This is a genomic window from Agromyces sp. Y558 (genome assembly GCF_059445415.1).
Genome location: NZ_JCAIUH010000001.1, coordinates 1946880 through 1965506 on the forward strand (window position 1 = coordinate 1946880; position 18627 = coordinate 1965506).

Annotated in this window: 15 protein-coding genes; 13 read left to right on the plus strand and 2 right to left on the minus strand. The window is 67.8% G+C overall.

Features of this window, described 5'->3' with window-relative positions; all coding sequences use genetic code 11:
- Positions 1-275: 275 nt before the first annotated feature.
- Entirely contained in the window at positions 276-2066 is a 1791-nt protein-coding gene (locus tag AC1C2T_RS09185) for an ATP-binding cassette domain-containing protein (protein ID WP_495385065.1), read from the plus strand.
- 524 nt (positions 2067-2590) lie between these two features.
- Complete coding sequence (locus AC1C2T_RS09190) at positions 2591-3064, plus strand: hypothetical protein (protein ID WP_495353312.1); 474 nt, start codon at positions 2591-2593, stop codon at positions 3062-3064.
- 77 nt (positions 3065-3141) lie between these two features.
- Here the strand turns inward: AC1C2T_RS09190 and AC1C2T_RS09195 are convergent, their stop codons facing one another.
- Positions 3142-4113, minus strand: coding sequence for an IS1595 family transposase (locus tag AC1C2T_RS09195; protein ID WP_495353313.1), 972 nt, complete (start codon positions 4111-4113; stop codon positions 3142-3144).
- A gap of 56 nt (positions 4114-4169) precedes the next feature.
- Between AC1C2T_RS09195 and AC1C2T_RS09200 the strand changes: the two genes are divergently transcribed.
- From AC1C2T_RS09200 to AC1C2T_RS09215, 4 genes are all read left to right on the plus strand, one after another.
- Positions 4170-6320: an intein-containing Rv2578c family radical SAM protein gene (locus AC1C2T_RS09200; protein ID WP_495385066.1), complete on the plus strand. Its 2151-nt coding sequence runs from the start codon at positions 4170-4172 to the stop codon at positions 6318-6320.
- Between the two features lie 92 nt (positions 6321-6412).
- Complete coding sequence (locus tag AC1C2T_RS09205; RefSeq protein WP_495385067.1) at positions 6413-7798, plus strand: sensor histidine kinase; 1386 nt, start codon at positions 6413-6415, stop codon at positions 7796-7798.
- Between the two features lie 8 nt (positions 7799-7806).
- Entirely contained in the window at positions 7807-8946 is a 1140-nt protein-coding gene (locus AC1C2T_RS09210) for a hypothetical protein (RefSeq protein WP_495385068.1), read from the plus strand.
- A gap of 52 nt (positions 8947-8998) precedes the next feature.
- The gene (locus AC1C2T_RS09215) at positions 8999-9643 is read left to right on the plus strand and encodes a thymidine kinase (RefSeq protein WP_495385069.1); all 645 of its coding nucleotides are present in this window, start codon (positions 8999-9001) and stop codon (positions 9641-9643) included.
- Positions 9644-9668: 25 nt separating this feature from the next.
- Here the strand turns inward: AC1C2T_RS09215 and AC1C2T_RS09220 are convergent, their stop codons facing one another.
- The gene (locus tag AC1C2T_RS09220; RefSeq protein ID WP_495385070.1) at positions 9669-10451 is read right to left on the minus strand and encodes a CPBP family glutamic-type intramembrane protease; all 783 of its coding nucleotides are present in this window, start codon (positions 10449-10451) and stop codon (positions 9669-9671) included.
- A 33-nt stretch (positions 10452-10484) separates the two neighbouring features.
- Here AC1C2T_RS09220 and AC1C2T_RS09225 point away from each other — a divergent pair, with 33 nt between their 5' ends.
- From AC1C2T_RS09225 to AC1C2T_RS09255, 7 genes are all read left to right on the plus strand, one after another.
- A complete protein-coding gene (locus AC1C2T_RS09225) occupies positions 10485-11885 on the plus strand; it encodes a tyrosine-protein kinase domain-containing protein (protein WP_495385071.1) in 1401 nt (466 codons plus the stop codon).
- Positions 11882-12481, plus strand: a complete 600-nt coding sequence (locus AC1C2T_RS09230) for an arsenate reductase/protein-tyrosine-phosphatase family protein (RefSeq protein ID WP_495385072.1) — start codon at positions 11882-11884, stop codon at positions 12479-12481. Before AC1C2T_RS09225 ends, AC1C2T_RS09230 begins: the two co-directional genes overlap by 4 nt.
- 114 nt (positions 12482-12595) lie before the next feature.
- Entirely contained in the window at positions 12596-13996 is a 1401-nt protein-coding gene (locus AC1C2T_RS09235) for a sugar transferase (protein ID WP_495362275.1), read from the plus strand.
- Positions 13997-14016: 20 nt separating this feature from the next.
- Positions 14017-15138 carry a glycosyltransferase gene (locus AC1C2T_RS09240; RefSeq protein ID WP_495385073.1) on the plus strand — a complete coding sequence of 374 codons (1122 nt, stop codon included), beginning with the start codon at positions 14017-14019 and terminating at the stop codon, positions 15136-15138.
- A 35-nt stretch (positions 15139-15173) separates the two neighbouring features.
- Positions 15174-16385 (plus strand): lipopolysaccharide biosynthesis protein, encoded by a 1212-nt coding sequence (locus AC1C2T_RS09245; protein WP_495385074.1) that lies wholly within the window; start codon positions 15174-15176, stop codon positions 16383-16385.
- Positions 16382-17863: an O-antigen ligase family protein gene (locus tag AC1C2T_RS09250; RefSeq protein ID WP_495385075.1), complete on the plus strand. Its 1482-nt coding sequence runs from the start codon at positions 16382-16384 to the stop codon at positions 17861-17863. Before AC1C2T_RS09245 ends, AC1C2T_RS09250 begins: the two co-directional genes overlap by 4 nt.
- Positions 17860-18603, plus strand: a complete 744-nt coding sequence (locus AC1C2T_RS09255) for a hypothetical protein (protein WP_495385076.1) — start codon at positions 17860-17862, stop codon at positions 18601-18603. The genes AC1C2T_RS09250 and AC1C2T_RS09255 overlap by 4 nt, the downstream gene beginning before the upstream one ends.
- Positions 18604-18627 lie beyond the last annotated feature (24 nt).

Sequence of the window (18627 nt, forward strand, 5' to 3'; positions counted from 1 at the left end):
GTACCGTCGTATCCGCTATGAAGTGAGTACACACCATCGTCCCGCGCCTGAGGCGCCGTTGACATGGGTGTGCCCACGGTTCTGATCACACCGTGCTGATCGCGACAGCATCTGCGCGCACCCATCGACGGCAATGCCCGGCGGGGCTTCTCTCCGCTCCCGGGCGGTCGTCGGCGCCGCGCGCCCGCGCTCCGCCAGTTCGGTGCATCGTTCGAACGGACGTGCGCCGCGGCATCCGTCGACCGCTCGGGGGCATTCCCGCAAAGGGCGTACCCATGGCTGTATTCGTCACCCATTCCCACTATCTCCGCGTCGACGGGCTCTCGGTCTCGTACCCCGATCGACGTGTGTTCACCGACCTCGGCTTCGCCGTCGCGCCGGCTCAACGACTCGGCCTGATCGGCGAGAACGGCGCCGGCAAGTCCACGCTGCTCCGGCTGCTGGCCGGCGACTTCGAGCGAGCGGATGCCGCGGCATCCGCTTCATCGAACGTCGCGACCTCGGGTCGCATCACGCGTCCGCACCGCACCGGTCTGCTCTCGCAGGAGCTGGCGTTCGACCCGCAGGATCGCGTCGGCGGGGTGCTCGAAGCGGCCCTCGCCGAGGTGCGTGCCATCGAGCGCGAGCTCGACGACGCAGCGGCGGCGCTCGCCGTCGATGGCTCCGGCGCCTCGGCGCGGTACTCGGCGGCGCTCGACGCGGCCGAACGCGCCGACGTCTGGAGTGCTGACGCTCGCCGCGACGAACTCCTCGACGGGCTCGGCGTCGGCACGCTCGGTCTCGACCGTCGCATCGACGAGCTCTCGGGCGGTCAGCGGTCGCGCTTCGCGCTCGCCGCGCTGCTCCTCAGCGCGCCCGACGCACTGCTGCTCGATGAGCCGACGAACCACCTCGACGACGACGCCGCGACGTTCCTCGAGGATCGGCTGCGCGCCTGGCGCGGACCGGTCGTGTTCGCCAGTCACGATCGGGAGTTCCTCGATCGTGCGGCCACCGGCCTGCTCGACCTCGACCCTGGGCGGGCAGGGGCGCTCGCGCTCGCCGGCTCGGGTGCCGACGCGAGTCGAGGCGGCACGGCTGCGGGCGCCTCGCGCGAGGAGTCGCTCGCGGCATCTGGCGGCACGGTCTTCGGCGGGAGCTTCTCGGAGTTCCTCACCGTCAAGGGGGAGGAGCGGGTGCGCTGGCTGCGTCAGTACGACGACGAGCAGGCGGAGCTGCGGCGGCTCCGCGGCGACGTCGCGGGCGCATCGCGTCGCGTCGCCCATGGTCGAGCGGCGACCGACAACGACAAGTTCATCCGCCATTTCAAGGGCGAGAACGTCGATCAGGCCGTCTCCCGCCGGGTTCGCAATGCCGAGCTCCGGCTCGCAACGCTCGAGCGTGAGCAGGTGCGGAAGCCGCCGGCGCCGCTCGCGTTCGCCGGCATCCCGTCGGGTTCGCACGCACTCGAGGCGGCGGCCGGCCTGCTGGTGCAGGTCACGGATGTCGCCGTCGACGGCCGGCTCGCGCTCGACGCGCTGCAGGTCGCGCCGCTCACGAGGCTGCTCGTGACCGGTGCGAACGGCGCGGGCAAGTCGACACTCCTGAACGTGCTCGCGGGTACCCAGCGTGTCGACCGGGGCGTCGTGCACCGGCGCAAGGGGCTTCGCGTGCAGTTGCTCGAACAGGATGTGCGATTTGCCGACCCGGAGGCCTCGCCCCGTGGTCTCTACGAACGCGTGCTCGGCGAGCGCCGCGCCGAGCAGGTGCCGCTCGGAGGGCTCGGCCTCATCGCTCCGCGAGACGAGTCGCGCCCGATCGGGTCGCTCTCGGTGGGGCAGCAGCGCCGGCTCGCGCTCGCGCTCGTGATCGCCCGGCCGCCGCACGTGTTCCTGCTCGACGAGCCGACGAACCACCTCTCGCTCGCCCTGGCCACCGATCTCGAGGAGGCGCTCGGCGCCTACCCCGGTGCGGTCGTCATCGCGAGCCACGATCGGTGGCTGCGACGCCGCTGGTCGGGTGAGACGTTGGAGCTCGACGCCGGCCGCGCGGCCGAGCTCATCGCCCCAGCCCTCGCGAGTTCGTAGGACGAACGCCGCAGGGTCGCGCCGCGAACGTCGCACTGTTCGTAGGACGAACGTCGCAATGTAGGACAGGTCGGTTCGTGAATGACCTACAAAGGCGCCATCGTCCTACAAACTGCACGCGCTGGGGGAGCGGATGCCGCAGAGCGAGCGGATGCCGCGGTGCGAGCGGATGCCGCGGTGTGCACGCCGCGCCGAGGCATCGGCTTGCTTCTCATTCGAACATGTGTTCGGGGTATCTGCTTAGCTGAAGTGTGCCTTCGTTGACCCGGTCCCGGCATGTTCCGCCATGTCGGGGCCGCCCGACGCCTTCACGAGTTGCGATGCCCTGGATCCACGACGGCCCCTCTTCGTTAGCAAACTGAGACCGCGAATACAAGGTTGATCTTGATCAACATTCCGAGGATGGTGCAGGTACCAGACCAAGGAGGTTCGTTGAAAGTGTCGGCGACAAGGAACTCAAAGAAGATCGGTTTGCTGCTCGCAGCGGACGACGGTGTGCAGAAGGATCTGAACTGCTCCCCTGCATGAGTGAGGATGAGCAGATTCGTTTTGTGCCGAGCCGTGTGGACGAGATGGGGTCCGGAGCAGCCAAGCGCCTCCCCTTCGACATCGCAAAGCTGTCGGTGACTGGTCTGGTTATCATCTGCGAGCTCGACGAGCACCCGCGGGGAAAACCCAGACCGTCACTGAGTATGAAGATTACTCAGTACTTGCGATTGTCGGATGACTCGATGCTCCGACTTGACATGGACCGCGGAGTCTCCTCCTTCAAACACGGCAACGTGGAGGCCGTATCGTGGAAGCGCACGCCGGCGGATGTCGTCTCAGAAGTTCTGACGTTGGTAAAAGCCGATGACCCCCATCCCGGGTCGTTCCCCTGGGAGGAGTACGTGCAGGCCGCGAGGCTTCGCGGAGTCTCTACTCAGGCCGAGATCTTGCGCAATCTCCCGTGCACGGTCTTGCTATCAGACGAACTCGCAACGATTTTTGAGTTCTGACTGAAGAGTGGGGAATGAGGGACCGCATCACGCGCTACGGTCCTTCATTCCCGCACGCAGTCGTAAATCAGTCACTGTCAGTCATTCGCGCTGAGGTGTGGATTCGAGTCGGGGTCGAGGAGGTCGTCGAGCGGGTGCGGGTCGGTGTGTACGGCCTGTTGCAGGAGCCGGTAGAACAGCAGGCCGCGACTGGTCGCGTTGCGCCGGTTGAATCGGAACGTGAACTCGTCGAGGTAGTACGGCAGCTGATGCTCGGCGACGCCGTAGTGCAGGGTACCCGTCAGCCAGCGTTTCAGCAGTGACGCGGTCAGGTGCACGCCCGGCAGCACCGCGGATGGGTCGGGGGCGTTGTACCCGGTGGCGTACTCGTGCGCGTAGCCGAGATCGGACAGCCGGCGCATCATCCGGGCACCGTCGGTGTGGATCGTCGAGCCCTGTACGACGCTGTTCTGCGCGAAGGCGACCAGTCCGAGCGTGTTCGGCCGGTCCGCCACCCCGAGCCGAATCCGGCCGAGCTTGCGACCTGGCCCGGGCTTTTCAACGGCGACCATCACGACCGCCTTCGTGGAACTCGCGCCGGAGCGCCCGATGCTGACGCCGCCGACGAACGTCTCGTCCACCTCGACCACTCCCTGCAGCAGTTCGCGTTCCGGGCGCACCATCGCCCGGCGCAGTTTGTGCATCCACGCCCACGCCGTCTCGTACGACTTCAGCCCCAGGACCCGTTGCAGGCTCTGCGCGGACATCCCGTTCTTCTGCGACGTGATGAACCACGCCGCCGCGAACCACGTCGACAGCGGGGTACGAGTTCGATGGAAGATCGTGCCCGCAGTCACCGACGTCCGCCGCCCGCACGCCCGACACATCCACAAGCCCGCACCCGTCGCCCAGGATTCACGACCCATGCAGCCAGGGCAGATGAACCCGCCTGGCCACCGCAGCAACGCCAGATACTCCAGACACGCCGCGTCGTCGGGGAACCACTCGCGCAGTTCTTGAAACGTCCGCGGGTAGTCGACCCCGCCGACCGGATGAGCAGACTCAGCCACGGCCACGAGTCTACTTCAGTTAGACAGATACCCAGAACATGTGTTCGAATGTCCGTATGCGGTGGAGTGGACAGGAATTGGGCGTCGAGCAGGTCGGCGCGTTGCCGGGCCTCGCCAAGCTCAACAATCTCGTGCGCTCGGTGCAGACCCCCGACTTCGCCGGGGTCACCTTTCACGAGATACTCGCGAAGTCGGCCCTCAATCGCGTGCCCGGCCAATCGTCGATGCCGTTCGGATGGACCATCAACCCATATCGGGGCTGCACACATGCATGCGCCTATTGCCTGCACCCCGACACGGTGATCACGCTCGCCGATGGTCGCCAGAAGTCGCTTTCGACGGTCGAGATCGGTGATGAGGTGATGGGTACGAAGATCGTCGGCGCGTACCGAAGGTGTGCACCGTCGAAGGTGTTGGCGAAGTGGTCGACGCGCAAGCTCGCCTACCGTGTGCGCCTTGCCGACGGCACGACCCTCGTCGCGAGCGGAGATCACCGGTTCCTGACTGATCGTGGGTGGAAGCACGTCACCGGAGCGATGTCAGGGCCGGGGCAGCGTCCGTATCTCACGACATCGAATTCGCTCATCGGGTTCGGCGACCGGGGCTTGCGCAGTTCCTCATCGGTCTCCTCCCTGGAATACATGCGGGGATACCTGACCGGAATGGTGCGGGGTGATGCGATGATGCTTCGCCGGCGCTACCCGAGAGCCAAGGGCGGAACCTATCTCGCGAGTCGCTTCCGTCTGGCGCTCGCCGATACTGAAGCGCTCGACCGATCGCGTGAGTACCTGAGCAGAATGGACGTGGTGACCTCGACGTTCGCGTTCGCTCCGGCGACCGCGACGAGACGTGCGATAACAGCCATCCGCACCAGCCGGGCGGTGGACTTCGATGCGATCTCGTCGCTGGTCGACTGGCCGACTGAACCCGATCTCGAATGGTCGGCGGGATTCCTCGGGGGCATCTTCGATGCCGAGGGCTCGTGCGCGCGGGGCATCCTGCGTATCAGCAACTCGGATGATTCGATCCTCGTGGCCATCGAACGAGCCCTGTCGGTGTTCGAGATTCCGTTCGTCCGCGAGTCGGCGAGATCGAACGGCGTCGCGAACATCCGCGTTCGCGGAGGACTCTCAGCACGAAACGCGTTCTTCGCGGTCTCACAGCCGGCCATTACCCGTAAGCTCGCGCTCACTGGGGCGACGGTGAAAACGATCGCCGACCTCCGCGTGGTGTCAATCGAGCCGCTCGGCGAGATCATCGACATGCTCGACATCACGACGTCGACCGGCGACTTCGTCGCGAACGGAGTCGTCAGTCACAACTGTTTCGCTCGGCCGACGCACGAGTACCTCGACCTCGATGCGGGCGACGACTTCGACCGGCAGATCATCGTGAAGGTCAACGTCGACGAGGTGCTTCGCGCCGACCTCGCGAAGCCGTCGTGGCGGCACGAGCCCGTGGCACTCGGCACCAACACCGACCCCTACCAGCGGGCCGAAGGGCGCTACTCGCTCATGCCCGGCATCATCGACGCGCTCGCCTCGAGCGGCACGCCCTTCAGCATCCTCACGAAAGGCACGCTGCTACGCCGCGATCTGCCGCTCCTCGTCGAAGCGGCCGAGCACGTGCCCGTCGATCTCGCGATGTCGATCGCGATCTACGATCACGAGTTGCAGCAATCGGTGGAGCCGGGTACGCCGAGCGCGAAGGCGAGACTTGCGACGGTCACCGCCGTGCGCGAGGCAGGTCTCGACTGTTCCGTCTTCCTCATGCCGATCCTGCCGTACCTCACCGACAGCAAGACCCACCTCGACGAGGCACTACGCCAGGTGAAGGCTGCGGGGGGCACGAGTGTGCTCTACACGGCGTTGCATCTTCGCGGCACGGTCAAGCCCTGGTTCATGCAGTGGCTCGAGCGAGCCCACCCCGAACTCGTGCCGAAGTACCGCTCGATGTACTACGGCAACAACGCCTACGCGCCGAAGGCGTATCGGCAGTGGCTCGGCGAGCGCATTCGACCGCTGATCAGGGCGCATGGGCTCGAGCACGGGCGTGAAGACCCCGTGACCGGGGGCGTGCGGTCGTCGGCGCTCGGGCGTGTCGTGGGCGGCGTTCAACGGGCCGGTGATGTGCGTCGCGGAGCCATCTCGCGGGGTGAACTGCCCGACATGCTCGGGTCGCCGCCCGATCCATCGGCATTGTTCTGATCGCGTCGTCCGCGCGGATGGCCTCGAAACTGGGATAATCCGCAGAAGCCCGAACATCGCTGTTCGCCGGGCGGGTAGAGCGGAGGATCAGGATGACCCTGGGGTTGCCAGGACACCTTGCGCGAGATTCGCTGAGTCGGGCGCTCGCGAATGCCGGTCATTGCGCCGCATTCACGTGCCTCGGCATCGCCACGCTCCTCGGCGTCGTCATGGCGACCATCGGCCGTGAATCCGAGGGATGGACGGCCGCTGCGCTCGTGTTCGTCATGATCGTGCTGCTCGCCCTCGTCGTGCGGTATCCCACGGTCATCTTCACCGTCATCTATCTCGTCATCGGTACCGGTGTCGTCTTCGCGCTGACCGTGATCGTCATGGAGCCGGGTGGCGAATTCACGACGACGAACAACGCGGTGCTCGCCCTGCCCCGGGTCGCGCTGCTCCTCGTCGGCGGCGCGGGCAGCGGCTCGGTGATCGCGCTCACGTGGGCGACCCTCGGCTACGGACTCGGTGAGGCGGCCGCGTTCCTCGGGGTCGCTCTCATCGGCGGCACGTACGCTCCGAGTGCCTCAGCCGGGCTCGCGTTCGGCTTGGTCGTCGTCGTGCGAGTGTTCGACGGTGTCACCCGCCGGCTCGACATGCGTCGGGAGACCGGGCTGCAGCGGGCGAGTCAGCAGACTCGGGAGCTCTCGATCCGGCACGACTACGAGGTCCGTGCCACCGCCCGTCTGCATGACACCGCGCTCAGCCATCTCGTGGCGATTGCGGCGGACGGATCGGGCCCGGTCGACGAACGCCTGCGCGCGGGCATCCGTCAAGACCTCGGTCTCATCGTCGGCCGTGATTGGGCGATCGACCATGCGATGGCCCTTGCCGGTACCGCGCCGACAGAGCTCGCGGGGGTCGGGCTCGGTCGCCAGCAGCCCTCGGACGACTCGCCGGCCGCAGCAGTCGGCGCGGCCGGAGCCGGCGGCGCGCAAGGTTGGAGCGGCGGCAGTCCGGGAGCAGACGGACGGCCCAGCGCACGGCGTTCGAGCCAGCGCAGCGGCCGCAACGCGGCATCCATCGACCCTCGCGCGCCGACCGAAGAGACCGCACCTTCGCTCGGCCACGCATTCTCTTCCGCCGCGAACGCAGGCCTCGAGGTGCGGGTCACGGGTGACTTCGCGGTGCTCGGCACCCTCGGACCGCGGCGGGTGGCGGCCCTCGACGCAGCGGTGGCGCAATGCCTCATCAACGTCGCCCGCCACGCCGGCGTCTCGCAGGCCGAGCTCGCCCTGGGCCTCGGCGGTGGCGAGGTGACGGTCGCGGTGATGGACAGCGGCGTCGGCTTCGACGAGGCCGAGGTGCCACCCGACCGCATCGGATTACGCACCTCGATTCGCGCGCGAATCGAGCAGGAGCATGGCACGGTGCGCCTGTGGTCGACGAAAGGCATCGGCACGACCATCGTGTTGACCGTGCCCGAGGGCGGCGAATGAGCGGGCGCATGCGACTCACGCAACAAGAGGCCGATCCGATCGGGGCGATCGCCGCGTCACCGATCGTGACGATCGGTGCGCTACTCGCGTTCGCACTGGCGGGCTCGTTGACGTGGTGGCACTGGGACGAGGTCGGTTCGCCGGTCGCCGCGGTCGTCGCGCTCGTGCTCGTGGCCGGCGCCGGCACAGCGGCTGCAGTTTCCGCATCACCGGCACGAGCGCCGTTCACCGCCGAGCGGCTGTGGCTCGTCGTGACCCTGTCGGTCGGCGCGGCCATCGCCGAATATGTGAGCACCATCGGCAACAACCGGTATCTCTACGACGACTTCGGGCCGGCGGTGATCGGCATGCTGATCCTCGCGCTCGCCCCGTTCTGCACATGGGTGTCATCGGCGCTCGCCGGGGTGCTGTCAGCGGCCGTGCTCTCGATCCTCGTCGTGGGCGCGGCGGCGTACACGGCATCGGATGCCCCGTTGGCGGCGCTCATCGCGGTGAGCTCGGCCCCGGTGCTGGCGATGTCGGCCGCGGCTGCCGGGTACTCCTACGGCATCATCGCGGAGACCCTGGCCTGGCAGCGCGAGGCGAACCGGGCGGCGCTGCAACGCGATGCGGAGTTGCGCGCGGGCATCGCCAGGTCGGTGCGGCAGAGCCCCGTCTCGGTGCTGGGCCGAGAAGTGCTGCCCTTCCTCGCCGGGGTCATGACGGCCGAACGCATCTCGGTGGCCGATGCCGACCGGGCGCGCGAGCTCGCGGAGGCACTGCGCCGGGCGCTCCGAGCAGGCATCGAGTCGACCTGGCTCGACGATCTCGCCGCCGATGTGCGGTTGAACCGCGGGGTCGACACGATCATCGACGACCCCACCGGTGTCGCCGGCGACCTCCGGGCCGACCAGCGTTCGGCGCTCACGGCCCTCATCTCGTGGATCGGCGACGCGGGTCGCTCCCGGCACATCAGGGCCTCGTTCTCGAATGACGGCGAGCATGGTGAGCGCGGACGCATCCGCCTCGTCACCGAGGTCGGGACGTCGCCGCCGACACGGCGCGAGCTCGACCGGTTCGTCGCGGTGGCACGTGCCGTCGCATTGCGAGCGGAATCGAGCCTGACGCGAGAGAATGTGACGGTGGAGTTGAGCTATGACATCGAGTGAGCCGCGACTGATGCCGATCCGCTGCGCGGCGGCAGACAGGTCGTTCGAGTAGATGGCGAAACTGTACTTCCGCTACGGCGCGATGAACTCCGGCAAGTCGACGGCGCTGCTCCAGGCCGCGTTCAACTATGAAGAGCGCGGCCATCAGGTGCTGCTCACGAAGCCGGCGATCGACACGAAGGGCGACCGCGACATCGTGTCGCGCCTCGGTGTGGTGCGCGAGGTCGATTTCACGATCGCGCCCGGCACGAACGTGCTCGACCTGTTCCAGTTGCATCGCAACCGGGTCGTCGAGGAGCACGGGCGCGACGTGAGCTGCCTCCTCGTCGACGAGGCGCAGTTCCTGAACTCCGAACAGGTCGACGATCTGTTGCGCATCGCCCTCATCGACGGCGTGCCGGTGCTGGCCTACGGCATCCGCACCGACTTCCAGACGGTTGCGTTTCCCGGCAGCCGCCGGCTGCTCGAGGTGGCGCACAGTCTCGAAGAGCTGAAGACCATCTGCCGATGCGGTCGTAAGGCGATCTTCAACGCCCGGCTCATCGACGGCCGGTTCGTCTTCGACGGCGACCAGGTCGCGATCGACGCTTCGACGGGCCTCAGCGCAAGTGGCGTTCAAGCGGTCACCTACGAGTCGCTCTGCGGAGTCTGCTATCTCGAAGAGAGCGGCGGGGTGCTGAACGGGCGCCACCACTGATGCTCGCCTGAGACGTGAGCGCGCCTCAGCCTATGTTGCTCACGAGTGTGACGATCAGCACGCTGTTGTAGACCACGTGCCCGATGACTGCTCCACCGAGGCGACCGGTCAGCACGGTGAGAAGACCCGCGCCGAGGCCGAGCACGAACGGGCCGCTGAACGTGACGACCGCCGTACCCGCGGTCATGGCGGCTCCGTCGAACAGGTGGAGCAGTGCGAAGACGGCGGCCGATACGACGACGGCGACGGATACCGCGATCCGTCGCGGTGCTGCAGTGCCTCCGGCGCCTCCGGCGGTGCTCGCAGACCGCTCGAGTGCTCGCAGCGCGAGCCCGCGGAAGAAGAGCTCCTCGACGATCGGGCCGATGAGGATCGGCGCGACCAGTACGCCGAAGACGAACGCGAACCCGGTCGGCGGCTCGAGCACCGACCCGGCGAATGACGTCCGCCCCACCGCGGCGAGCTCGATGAGACTCGTCACTCCGCGGACGAGCAGACCGAGTCCGATGCCCCACACCAGATCGAGCCAGGTGAACCGCAGCCCGAAGTCGCGCACCAGCGAGCGGCTGCCGCGAACATAGCTCGCAACGAGCAACGTGCCGAACAGGGGGAGCCAGATCGCGAGATACGCGCCGAGGACCTGCATGCCCTCGGCGATCACGACTGTGCGGGTCAACCACGTCCACCCGGAACCGAGCGCGAGGGCGAGCAGCACGCCGATCGCGACATCCGTGACGCCCCAGCGAGACTGGGTGGCCGGATGCGTGGCATTCCGGCCTTCCCGCACGGTAGTTTGGGGATCGACCACGCTGCACAGCGTAGCCCTCGGGGGGAGGCAGGGTTGGAACTTCGCGACTATCTCCGCATTCTGCGACAGAGTTGGCTGCTCATCGTCATCCTGACGGTGGCCGGGGTGCTCGTCGCCCTGCTCGTGTCGATGCTGCAGACACCGAAATACAGCTCGACTGCGAAGGTGTTCGTGTCGACCTCAGGGACGACGACGGTGTCCGACCTGCAACAGGGCAACAGCTTCACACAACAGCGGGTGAAGACCTACGCCGACCTCGCGACGACGCCGATCGTGCTGTTGCCGGTCATCGCGGAACTCAGGCTCGACGCGACGGGCGACCAACTTGCGCGGGAAGTGTCCGCGACGGCGCCACTCGACACGACCCTCATCGAGATCACGGTCGTCGACGAAGACCCCGCACTCGCCGCAGAGATCGCAACCGGCGTCTCGGAGAGCCTCTCGAAGGTGGTCGAGTCCATCGAATCGACGCCCGGGGTCGACGAGGCGGAGCCGGTGCCGTCGCAGGTCCGGCTCACTCTCGTGCAGCACGCGGCGGTGCCGCAGAGTCCGGTGAGCCCGAACCTCGCCCTCAACCTCCTGCTCGGCGGCTTCGTCGGCCTCGCCCTCGGAATCGCGATCGCCGTCTTGCGAGAGACCCTCGACACGCGAATCCGCAACGAGCACGACGTCGAGCAGATCACCGATGCGCCAGTGATCGGCGGCATCGCGGCGGATCCGAGAGCGAAGGACCGGCCGCTCATCGTGCACGCCGACCCGCACTCGGCGCGCGCCGAGTCGTTCCGCACCCTGCGCACGAACCTCCAATTCCTCGAGGCGGGTCGAACCAAGCGAGGGTTCGTGGTCACCTCGTCGGTGGAGTCCGAGGGCAAGTCGACGACGGCGTCGAATCTCGCGATCGCCCTGGCCGATGCCGGTTCGCGGGTGCTGCTCGTCGATGCCGACCTTCGCCGGCCCAAGATCGCAAGCTACCTCGGCATCGAAGGCGCGGTCGGATTGACCGACGTTCTCATCGGACGGGCCTCACTCGTCGATGTCATCCAGCCCTGGGGCCGGAATTCGCTGCACGTGCTGCCGGCGGGTCGGATCCCGCCGAACCCGAGTGAACTCCTCGGTTCGTCCGCGATGGCCGACGTCGTCCAGGAGCTCACCCGAGCGTTCGACATAGTCCTCTTCGATTCCCCGCCGCTCCTGCCGGTGACGGATGCCGCGGTGCTGGCCCGCAGTGTGGGCGGCACGCTCGTCGTGGTCGCCGCAGGCCGCGCCCACAAGGGCCACCTGAAGGGCGCGATCGCAGCGCTCGAGACGGTCGGCGCGCCCGTGTCGGGCATCGTGCTCACGATGCTGCCCACGAAAGGGCCCGACGCGTACGGCTACGGCCGCTATGGAGCTGGGTACGGCTACGGCTATTCCCCGGAGCGGGTGGCCACATGACGCTGTCGATCCTCGTCGTGTGCACGGGCAACGTGTGCCGATCTCCGCTTGCCGAACGGCTCATCGCGACGCGCCTGGAGCGGGCGGGCATCGACGCGCTCGTCTCGAGCGCCGGGACTGCTGCGCTCGTCGGTCGTCCGATGACAGCCGACGCTGCGGCATCCGCTCGATCGCTCGGCGCCGACCCGTCGGGCCATGTCGCCGCGCAACTGGAGCCGGAGTCGATCGTGGCCGCCGATCTCGTGCTCACGGCGACGAGGGAGCATCGCGCGGCCGTTGTCTCCATCATTCCGAGGGCGGCGCGTCGCACGTTCACGCTTCGGGAGCTCGAACGGATCGCCGGTCTCCTGACGGCGGAGGATGCCGCCGGAACGGTGCCGGACGGAACCGAGGTGCTTTCGATCATCGAACTCGCTGCGCTCAGCCGCGGTCTGGCGGTGCCGCCGGCGGAGCCTGGCGATGACGACGTGCCCGACCCGTTCGGTCTGTCGGAGCAGGCGTATGCGGAGACCGGCCGCATCATCGACATCGCAGTCGACGCGATCGTCGCGGCGCTCGCAGCCGGGGTGCGGGGAGGGCGACGTGCGAGCGCGTGAGATCGCGGCATCCGTCGAATGCCGCCCGGGTGGTGTCTCGTGGTGGTGACTCGACCGTTCGCGCGAGTCGACCGAGAGGACACGAGCACCTGGTCGGGGCGTTACGCCGGACGGGTGGCGCTCACCGACCTGCTCGTGCTGTTGTGGGTGGCGTTCGGCACGCAGATCGGCTGGCTCGGGCTCGACCAGTCGGCGACGGGGTTCAGCGGTTCGCGCGAGGACATCGCGATCAGCTACACCGTCGTCTCGGTGTTGCTCGTGGTTTCGTGGATGGTGGCGTTGCAGCTCTTCGACACCCGATCATTCCGTGTGCTCGGCGTCGGCTCGCAGGAGTACCGTGCGGTGACGGATGCCTCGGTTCGGCTGTTCGGCCTCGTCGCCATCGTTGCCTTCCTGTTCAAGATCGATCTCGCGCGCGGGTACATCCTCATCGCCTTCCCGCTCGGCGTGCTCGTGCTGCTGTTCTCGCGCTGGATGTGGCGGCAGTGGTTGGGAGTGCAACGCCGCCGAGGGGCCTACACGTCGAGGGTGCTGCTCGTGGGCTCGGCGGAGTCGGCGGCGACGATCGCGCGCGAGCTCCAACGGACTCCGGAGGCCGGGTATCGGGTCGTCGCCGCTGTGGTGCCGGATGCCGACGCGGACACGCTCGCCGGTACGGGCGTGTTCGTCGAGCGCGACCTCGACCTCACCCTCGACATCATGCGGCAACTCGATGCCGATACCCTCGTCATCACGAGCTCCGACGAACTCTCACCCGAGCGCACCCGCGAGTTCAGCTGGGGACTCGTGCCCGGCCATGAGCATCTCGTGATGGCACCGAGCCTGATCGACATCGGTGGCCCCCGCATCCATACCAGGCCGGTCGCAGGGTTGCCGCTCATCCATGTGGAGACACCGCGACTGGAGGGGCGCAATCGCGTGACGAAACGTGCGCTCGATCTCGTCGGCGCTTTTGCACTGCTCGTGCTGCTGGCGCCGTTGTTCGCGGTCGTCGCCATCCTGGTCAAGCGTTCCGGCCCAGGCCCGGTGATGTACCGACAGGAGCGCGCCGGCCTGAACGGGGACTCCTTCACGCTCTTCAAATTCCGCTCGATGGTCGAAGGTGCCGACAGTCGTCTCACGGATCTGCTTGCGGATCAGGGCACGGACTCCATTCCGTTGTTCAAGGTCGATGAAGACCCGAGGATCACGCGAGTCGGGCGGGTCCTGCGCAAGTACTCGCTCGATGAACTGCCGCAGCTGGTCAACGTCCTCGTCGGCGACATGAGCCTGGTCGGCCCGCGTCCGCAACGCCCGTCCGAGGTGGCGTTGTACCAACGGACCGCGCGCCGCCGCCTTCTCGTGCAACCGGGCATGACGGGACTCTGGCAGGTGAGCGGCCGTTCGAATCTCGCGTGGGACGACGCGATCAGACTCGATCTCTACTACGTCGAGAACTGGTCGCTCACTGGCGACATCGTGCTGCTGTGGCGCACGGCGCGAGTGGTGCTGTGGCCTGGGACCGAAGCGCGGTGACCTTGGAACCGCCTCGGCATATGGACCGCGAGCCCGGCAGTGCCGCTGGGCGCGGCGTCGTGCTCATCGTGGAACCGCTCGCGGGCGGTCACCGCCTCGCGTATGTGCGCCTCCTGGTGCTGGAAGCGGGGCGTCGTGGCTTGCGTCCATGGTTGATGACCAGGCCGGACGTGCCAGACTCAGCGGAGTTCGACATTCACTTGCGGGGGGTGGATGTCACCCTCGCGCTGCGGTCATCGGTCACTCCCCGGTCGGCACGTGCGCTCGCGGCCTCGATCGGCGCAGACCGCATCATCGTGCCGAACGGAGATCGATGGCTGGTCCGGGCCGGAGTCGGGCGATCGCGAACCGTGCCGGTCATGCGAGGTCTGGTGATGCGTTACGCACCCCAACCGTCGGCCGTGCCGGGCGCCGCGAAGCTGAAGTGGTTCGTGAAGCGCACGCTGTTACGTCGTGCGAGCCGGCGGCCGGGTGTCGAGGTACTCGTGCTCAGGTCGTCGAGCGGCGGACCGGTCACGCCTCATCGCTCGGTCGTCGACCCGATCACGGTCACGGTCGGACGAACCAGGCAAGCACGTCAGCGCGCACGGGAGGCCTACGGCCTCGAGTCGCACGAGCTCGTGTTCGCCGTGGTGGGGGCGGTCAGCGCTCGGAAGAATGTGCCGCTCGTCATCGATGCCGTCGCGCATGCAGGGCTTCCGCATTCGGTCGTGCTGGTCGCCGGGAAGCAGACGACCGACGCGTCGGACGCGATCTCCTCTGCCGCACATGCTGCGATGGCACGGATCCGCGTCGTCGAGGTCGATCGCATGCTCACCGACGTCGAACTGGACGCCGCCGTGCTCGCTGCCGATGCGGTGGTCGTCGCCCACTCCAATGAGGGGGCCAGCGGGATCATGGGCAAGGCCATGGTACTCGGCACTCCCGTGCTGAGTTCGGGTGCGGAATCGCTGAGGGCCGCCGCCGCGGCGGATCCCGAGCACGTGGTGTGGGTGCCGCTCGCGGGCTCGCAGTTGGCCGACGCGATGCGCTCGCTCGCTCCCGGCGTGAGGGAGGGCCGGTGGCCGCCGTTGGCCGGTACCGACTCCGCCACCGAAGTCGGCAGAGCCGAGTTCGTCGATGCCCTGCTGGGGGCGACGTGAGCCGGGCCCGGGTTCCGCGGTCTCGCAGTCTCGGGGTGCAGGCGGTCTCGCTTGCGGTCGCCGGAGCGACGGGCCAGGCGATCATCGCCCTCGCCTATCTCGTTGTCGCAAGGATGAGTTCGCCCGCGGATTTCGGTGCCGTCGTCGCCGCCGTGGCCTTCGGGATGTCCGCTTCGATCCTTGCCGACTTCGGAGCGAATTCCCTCTGGATCAGGGACGTCGCTCGAAGTGCGCTCGGCCACCCGGCGCTCGCCGATCGCCTCATGACGAAACTCGTCTTCGTGTCCGCGGCGGCGGTGGTGTGGGTCGTCGTCGCCCAGCTGACGGTCGGCGGCGCGAACTGGTGGGTCGCTCCGTACTTCTTCGTCGCCGTGAGCGCAGTGCAGTCGCTCGGGGTGCCGCTTCGTGCCATAGCTCGTGCTGATCGGGTCGCGATCGCCACCATCTGCGATCGATCGGCGAGCGTCGCGGTGACGTTCGCACTGATTCCGCTGGGAGTCGACCCGATCCTCGCCCTGCTGGCGGGATTGTCACTCGGCCCGATTGTCGGTATCGCTGCGCTCATCGCGATGACGCCGAAGGCGCTGCGAGCGATTCGCCTGCCCTTCCGGTTCTCGAATCCGTGGCGCGGCACCGCCTACTTCGGTATGACCAATCTCGCGCTGGCCGGGCAGAGCCTGGATCTCCCGTTGCTGGCCGCCTTCGGCGGAGCGCACCCCGCGGGCGTCTACGGTTCGGTGAGCAAGATCACCCAACCGCTGGGCCTCCTGACCTCGTCTTTCACTTCGGCGTCGGTGCCGTTCGTTGCTCGCGCCGAGAGTCGAGCGGAGTCGTGGGCGCATCTGCGCACGGCGATCTGGATGCCGGTCGTCGGCGTCGCGCTCGGCGTGCTGATCGCGGTCGCCGCGCCGTGGCTGGTGCCGTTGGTGCTCGGACCGGCGTACGCGGCGGCGACCCCGGTTCTGCAGCTCATGTGCGTCGCCGCCGTCGTGGCGACGGCGAACCAGCCATTGGCGGTGCTCCTCCAATCGCGTGGCCACGATCGCGCAGTCGGCGCCATCATGGTGTCAGCGGTCGTCGTGCAACTCGCGATCATCGTCGCACTCGCTGCGACGCTCGGGGCGCTGAGCGCCGCCATCGCGTTGAATGTCATGCAGGTGATCCTCCTGGGCCTGTTGATCGCGACGCTCGTGATCACGCGCTCCTCCGACCGTGCCGGCGTCGATGCGTCTGGGGGTAGCGCGTGACCGGACGCCTGTACGGTGTGCGCCTCCGCTGGCCCGATCGACATTGGACGGTGCTCGCCCTCGGCGCGCTCGTCGTCGCTGCGGTGGTCTCCGCGGCGATCCTGCTGCCGGAGTCGCTCCTCGTCCTTCCTGCCGCGATCGCGATCCTGGGTCTCGGGCGGGCGTGGTTCCGGTTCGGGTTCTTCATCGTGGGTGCGTTGGCGGTCTTCCAGACGAGCGAAGGGTTGACGACCCCGAAGCTCGTGTATGTGGCGTACGTCGCAGTCTCGGTGCTGATCTCGGGGGTGCGGCTCGGCAAGGTGCTCGCTTCGCCGTGGGCGCATCGGTTCCGAGGGGCGGTATACGGGGCGATCATCCTTGCAGCATGGATCCTCGGGGTCTCACTCTTGCAGGCCGCCTTCAGCGGCCTGTCGCTCGAGGCTTGGGCTCGTGATGGGCTCACGCAGCTCCTCCCTGCAGCGGCGGTCGTGCTGGGAATCGACGCGGCATCGGAGGTCTCGTCCAGATACGCTCGCATCGTCACCGTCGGTGCGGGCGCACTGTCGGCGATCGGATTCGCGATCGCCTGGATCTCCCGACGAGGTCTCACGGACGACATCGCGGATCAGCCCCTCCTCGCCTCGCTGCTCGCGCTGACCGTGCCGCTGGCGCTCTGCCTGACCCTCGCGCTGGCGCCGAAGGTCATCAATGCGGCCTGGCTCATCGGTGCCCTGGGGATCCTGGTCGCAGTGCTCGTCACCGGAACGCGTACCGGTATCGTGCTCGTCGTCTCGCTTCTCGCAATCGTCGGGTCGCCGAAGAAGTCGAGAGTTCCCTTCTCGCGGGCCGCGCTCGCCGGGGCTGCGAGCGCGGCGGTGCTGGTGCTGGCGCTACCGCTCGCAGGGATCATCCTCTCGTCGCGGGACTTCGTCGAGGCTCGGCTCTCGTCGATCGGCGCGACCGTACTCGGGGGCGTCGGCTCCGACGCATCGGGACGTGCTCGACAGAACGCGTACGCCCTCGCGTGGGAGGCGTTCACGGCGAACCCCGCCATGGGACAGGGGGTCGGTGCAACGTTCCCGAACGTGTTCACGGGACGGGATGGCTCGCTCTTCACGCTGGACACCCCGATCACGTTCCTCGCGAAGTTCGGCCTGGTGGGTGCGGCGGTGCTGCTCTTCGCCTTCGGGTTGATCGTCCGGTCGCTCCTCGCCAGGGCCGGCGGCCCATGGCTCGTCGAGCTCACCGTGGCTCGAGGCGCGGTGATCACCTGGATCGCATTGCTGCCGTTCGGGTCGGTTACTGAAGACAAGGGTTTCGCGATCTCGGTCGCTTTGCTCACGGTGCTGGTCGGGGCGGCGGCGCGCGAGGCGATGGAACGAGGGGTACCGGCCGCCGAGTCCCTTCGCGGCAGCGGGCCGATCCTCGCCGCCCCATCTGCAGACCGTCGCGGAAGTGACGGCGACCCGCCACGTCTCAGCCGGAGCAGACCCGGATGAGCGTCGCGATTCTCCTCACGGCGACCGTCATTCCGTCGTCGTCGAGCGTTGTGCGCCTGGTCGATCCGGTCGCGCGTCTCGAGCAGTACCGGTCGGCGATCGCGGCGTGGTTCGCGATCACGACCGCCCACGATCTCGCCCTTCACGTCGTCGAGACGAGCGGAGCCGACCGAGACGAGATGCTCGGCGCACTCACGCCGAAGCAGCGCGCGTCGGTGGGGTACGGCGTGGTCGTTCCCCCTCCCGAGATCGAGGTTCGAGGCAAGGGAGCCTGCGAATTCCACGCGATTCGCGAGTACTCGATCGATCGCTCGCTCCTCGATGGCGGCGGCACGCTGTTCAAATGCACCGGGCGCCTGGTCGTGTCGAATGGCTCGAGATGCGTCTCGAGCCTCGAGCGCGACGAAGTTCGAGTACGGATGACCCTGGATCGGACGTTCGCCGACACTCGCCTCGTCGGCGGGCGGAGTGCGGCTTGGAGCATCCTGTTCGATGAGGTCGTTCCGGTGATCGACGACGCCGCGGGTCTGTACGCAGAGCAGGCGGTTGCGGCGGCCGTCGCCCGCGCGTCGGCGCTCCACCGGTTGCGCGTGTCGAGGTTCCCGGTTCGACCGAGCTTCATCGGGGTGTCGGGCACCGACGGGACCAGGTACGAAGGGCGCGGCCGGTCACTGCTCGCGCCGTTCCGGCGCCCGTTCGAGACGGCGTTGGCGAGGCTGGGCGCGTCGAAACAGGTGTGAGCCGTATCGGTCGCGTGAGGAACG

What these genes read in the sequence shown, in the direction of transcription:
- AC1C2T_RS09185 (WP_495385065.1), top strand. Translation starts at nt 276, where the DNA reads ATGGCTGTATTCGTCACCCATTCCCACTATCTCCGCGTCGACGGGCTC.
- AC1C2T_RS09190 (WP_495353312.1), top strand. Translation starts at nt 2,591, where the DNA reads ATGAGTGAGGATGAGCAGATTCGTTTTGTGCCGAGCCGTGTGGACGAG.
- AC1C2T_RS09200 (WP_495385066.1), top strand. Translation starts at nt 4,170, where the DNA reads ATGCGGTGGAGTGGACAGGAATTGGGCGTCGAGCAGGTCGGCGCGTTG.
- AC1C2T_RS09205 (WP_495385067.1), top strand. Translation starts at nt 6,413, where the DNA reads ATGACCCTGGGGTTGCCAGGACACCTTGCGCGAGATTCGCTGAGTCGG.
- AC1C2T_RS09210 (WP_495385068.1), top strand. Translation starts at nt 7,807, where the DNA reads ATGCGACTCACGCAACAAGAGGCCGATCCGATCGGGGCGATCGCCGCG.
- AC1C2T_RS09215 (WP_495385069.1), top strand. Translation starts at nt 8,999, where the DNA reads ATGGCGAAACTGTACTTCCGCTACGGCGCGATGAACTCCGGCAAGTCG.
- AC1C2T_RS09230 (WP_495385072.1), top strand. Translation starts at nt 11,882, where the DNA reads ATGACGCTGTCGATCCTCGTCGTGTGCACGGGCAACGTGTGCCGATCT.
- AC1C2T_RS09240 (WP_495385073.1), top strand. Translation starts at nt 14,017, where the DNA reads ATGGACCGCGAGCCCGGCAGTGCCGCTGGGCGCGGCGTCGTGCTCATC.
- AC1C2T_RS09255 (WP_495385076.1), top strand. Translation starts at nt 17,860, where the DNA reads ATGAGCGTCGCGATTCTCCTCACGGCGACCGTCATTCCGTCGTCGTCG.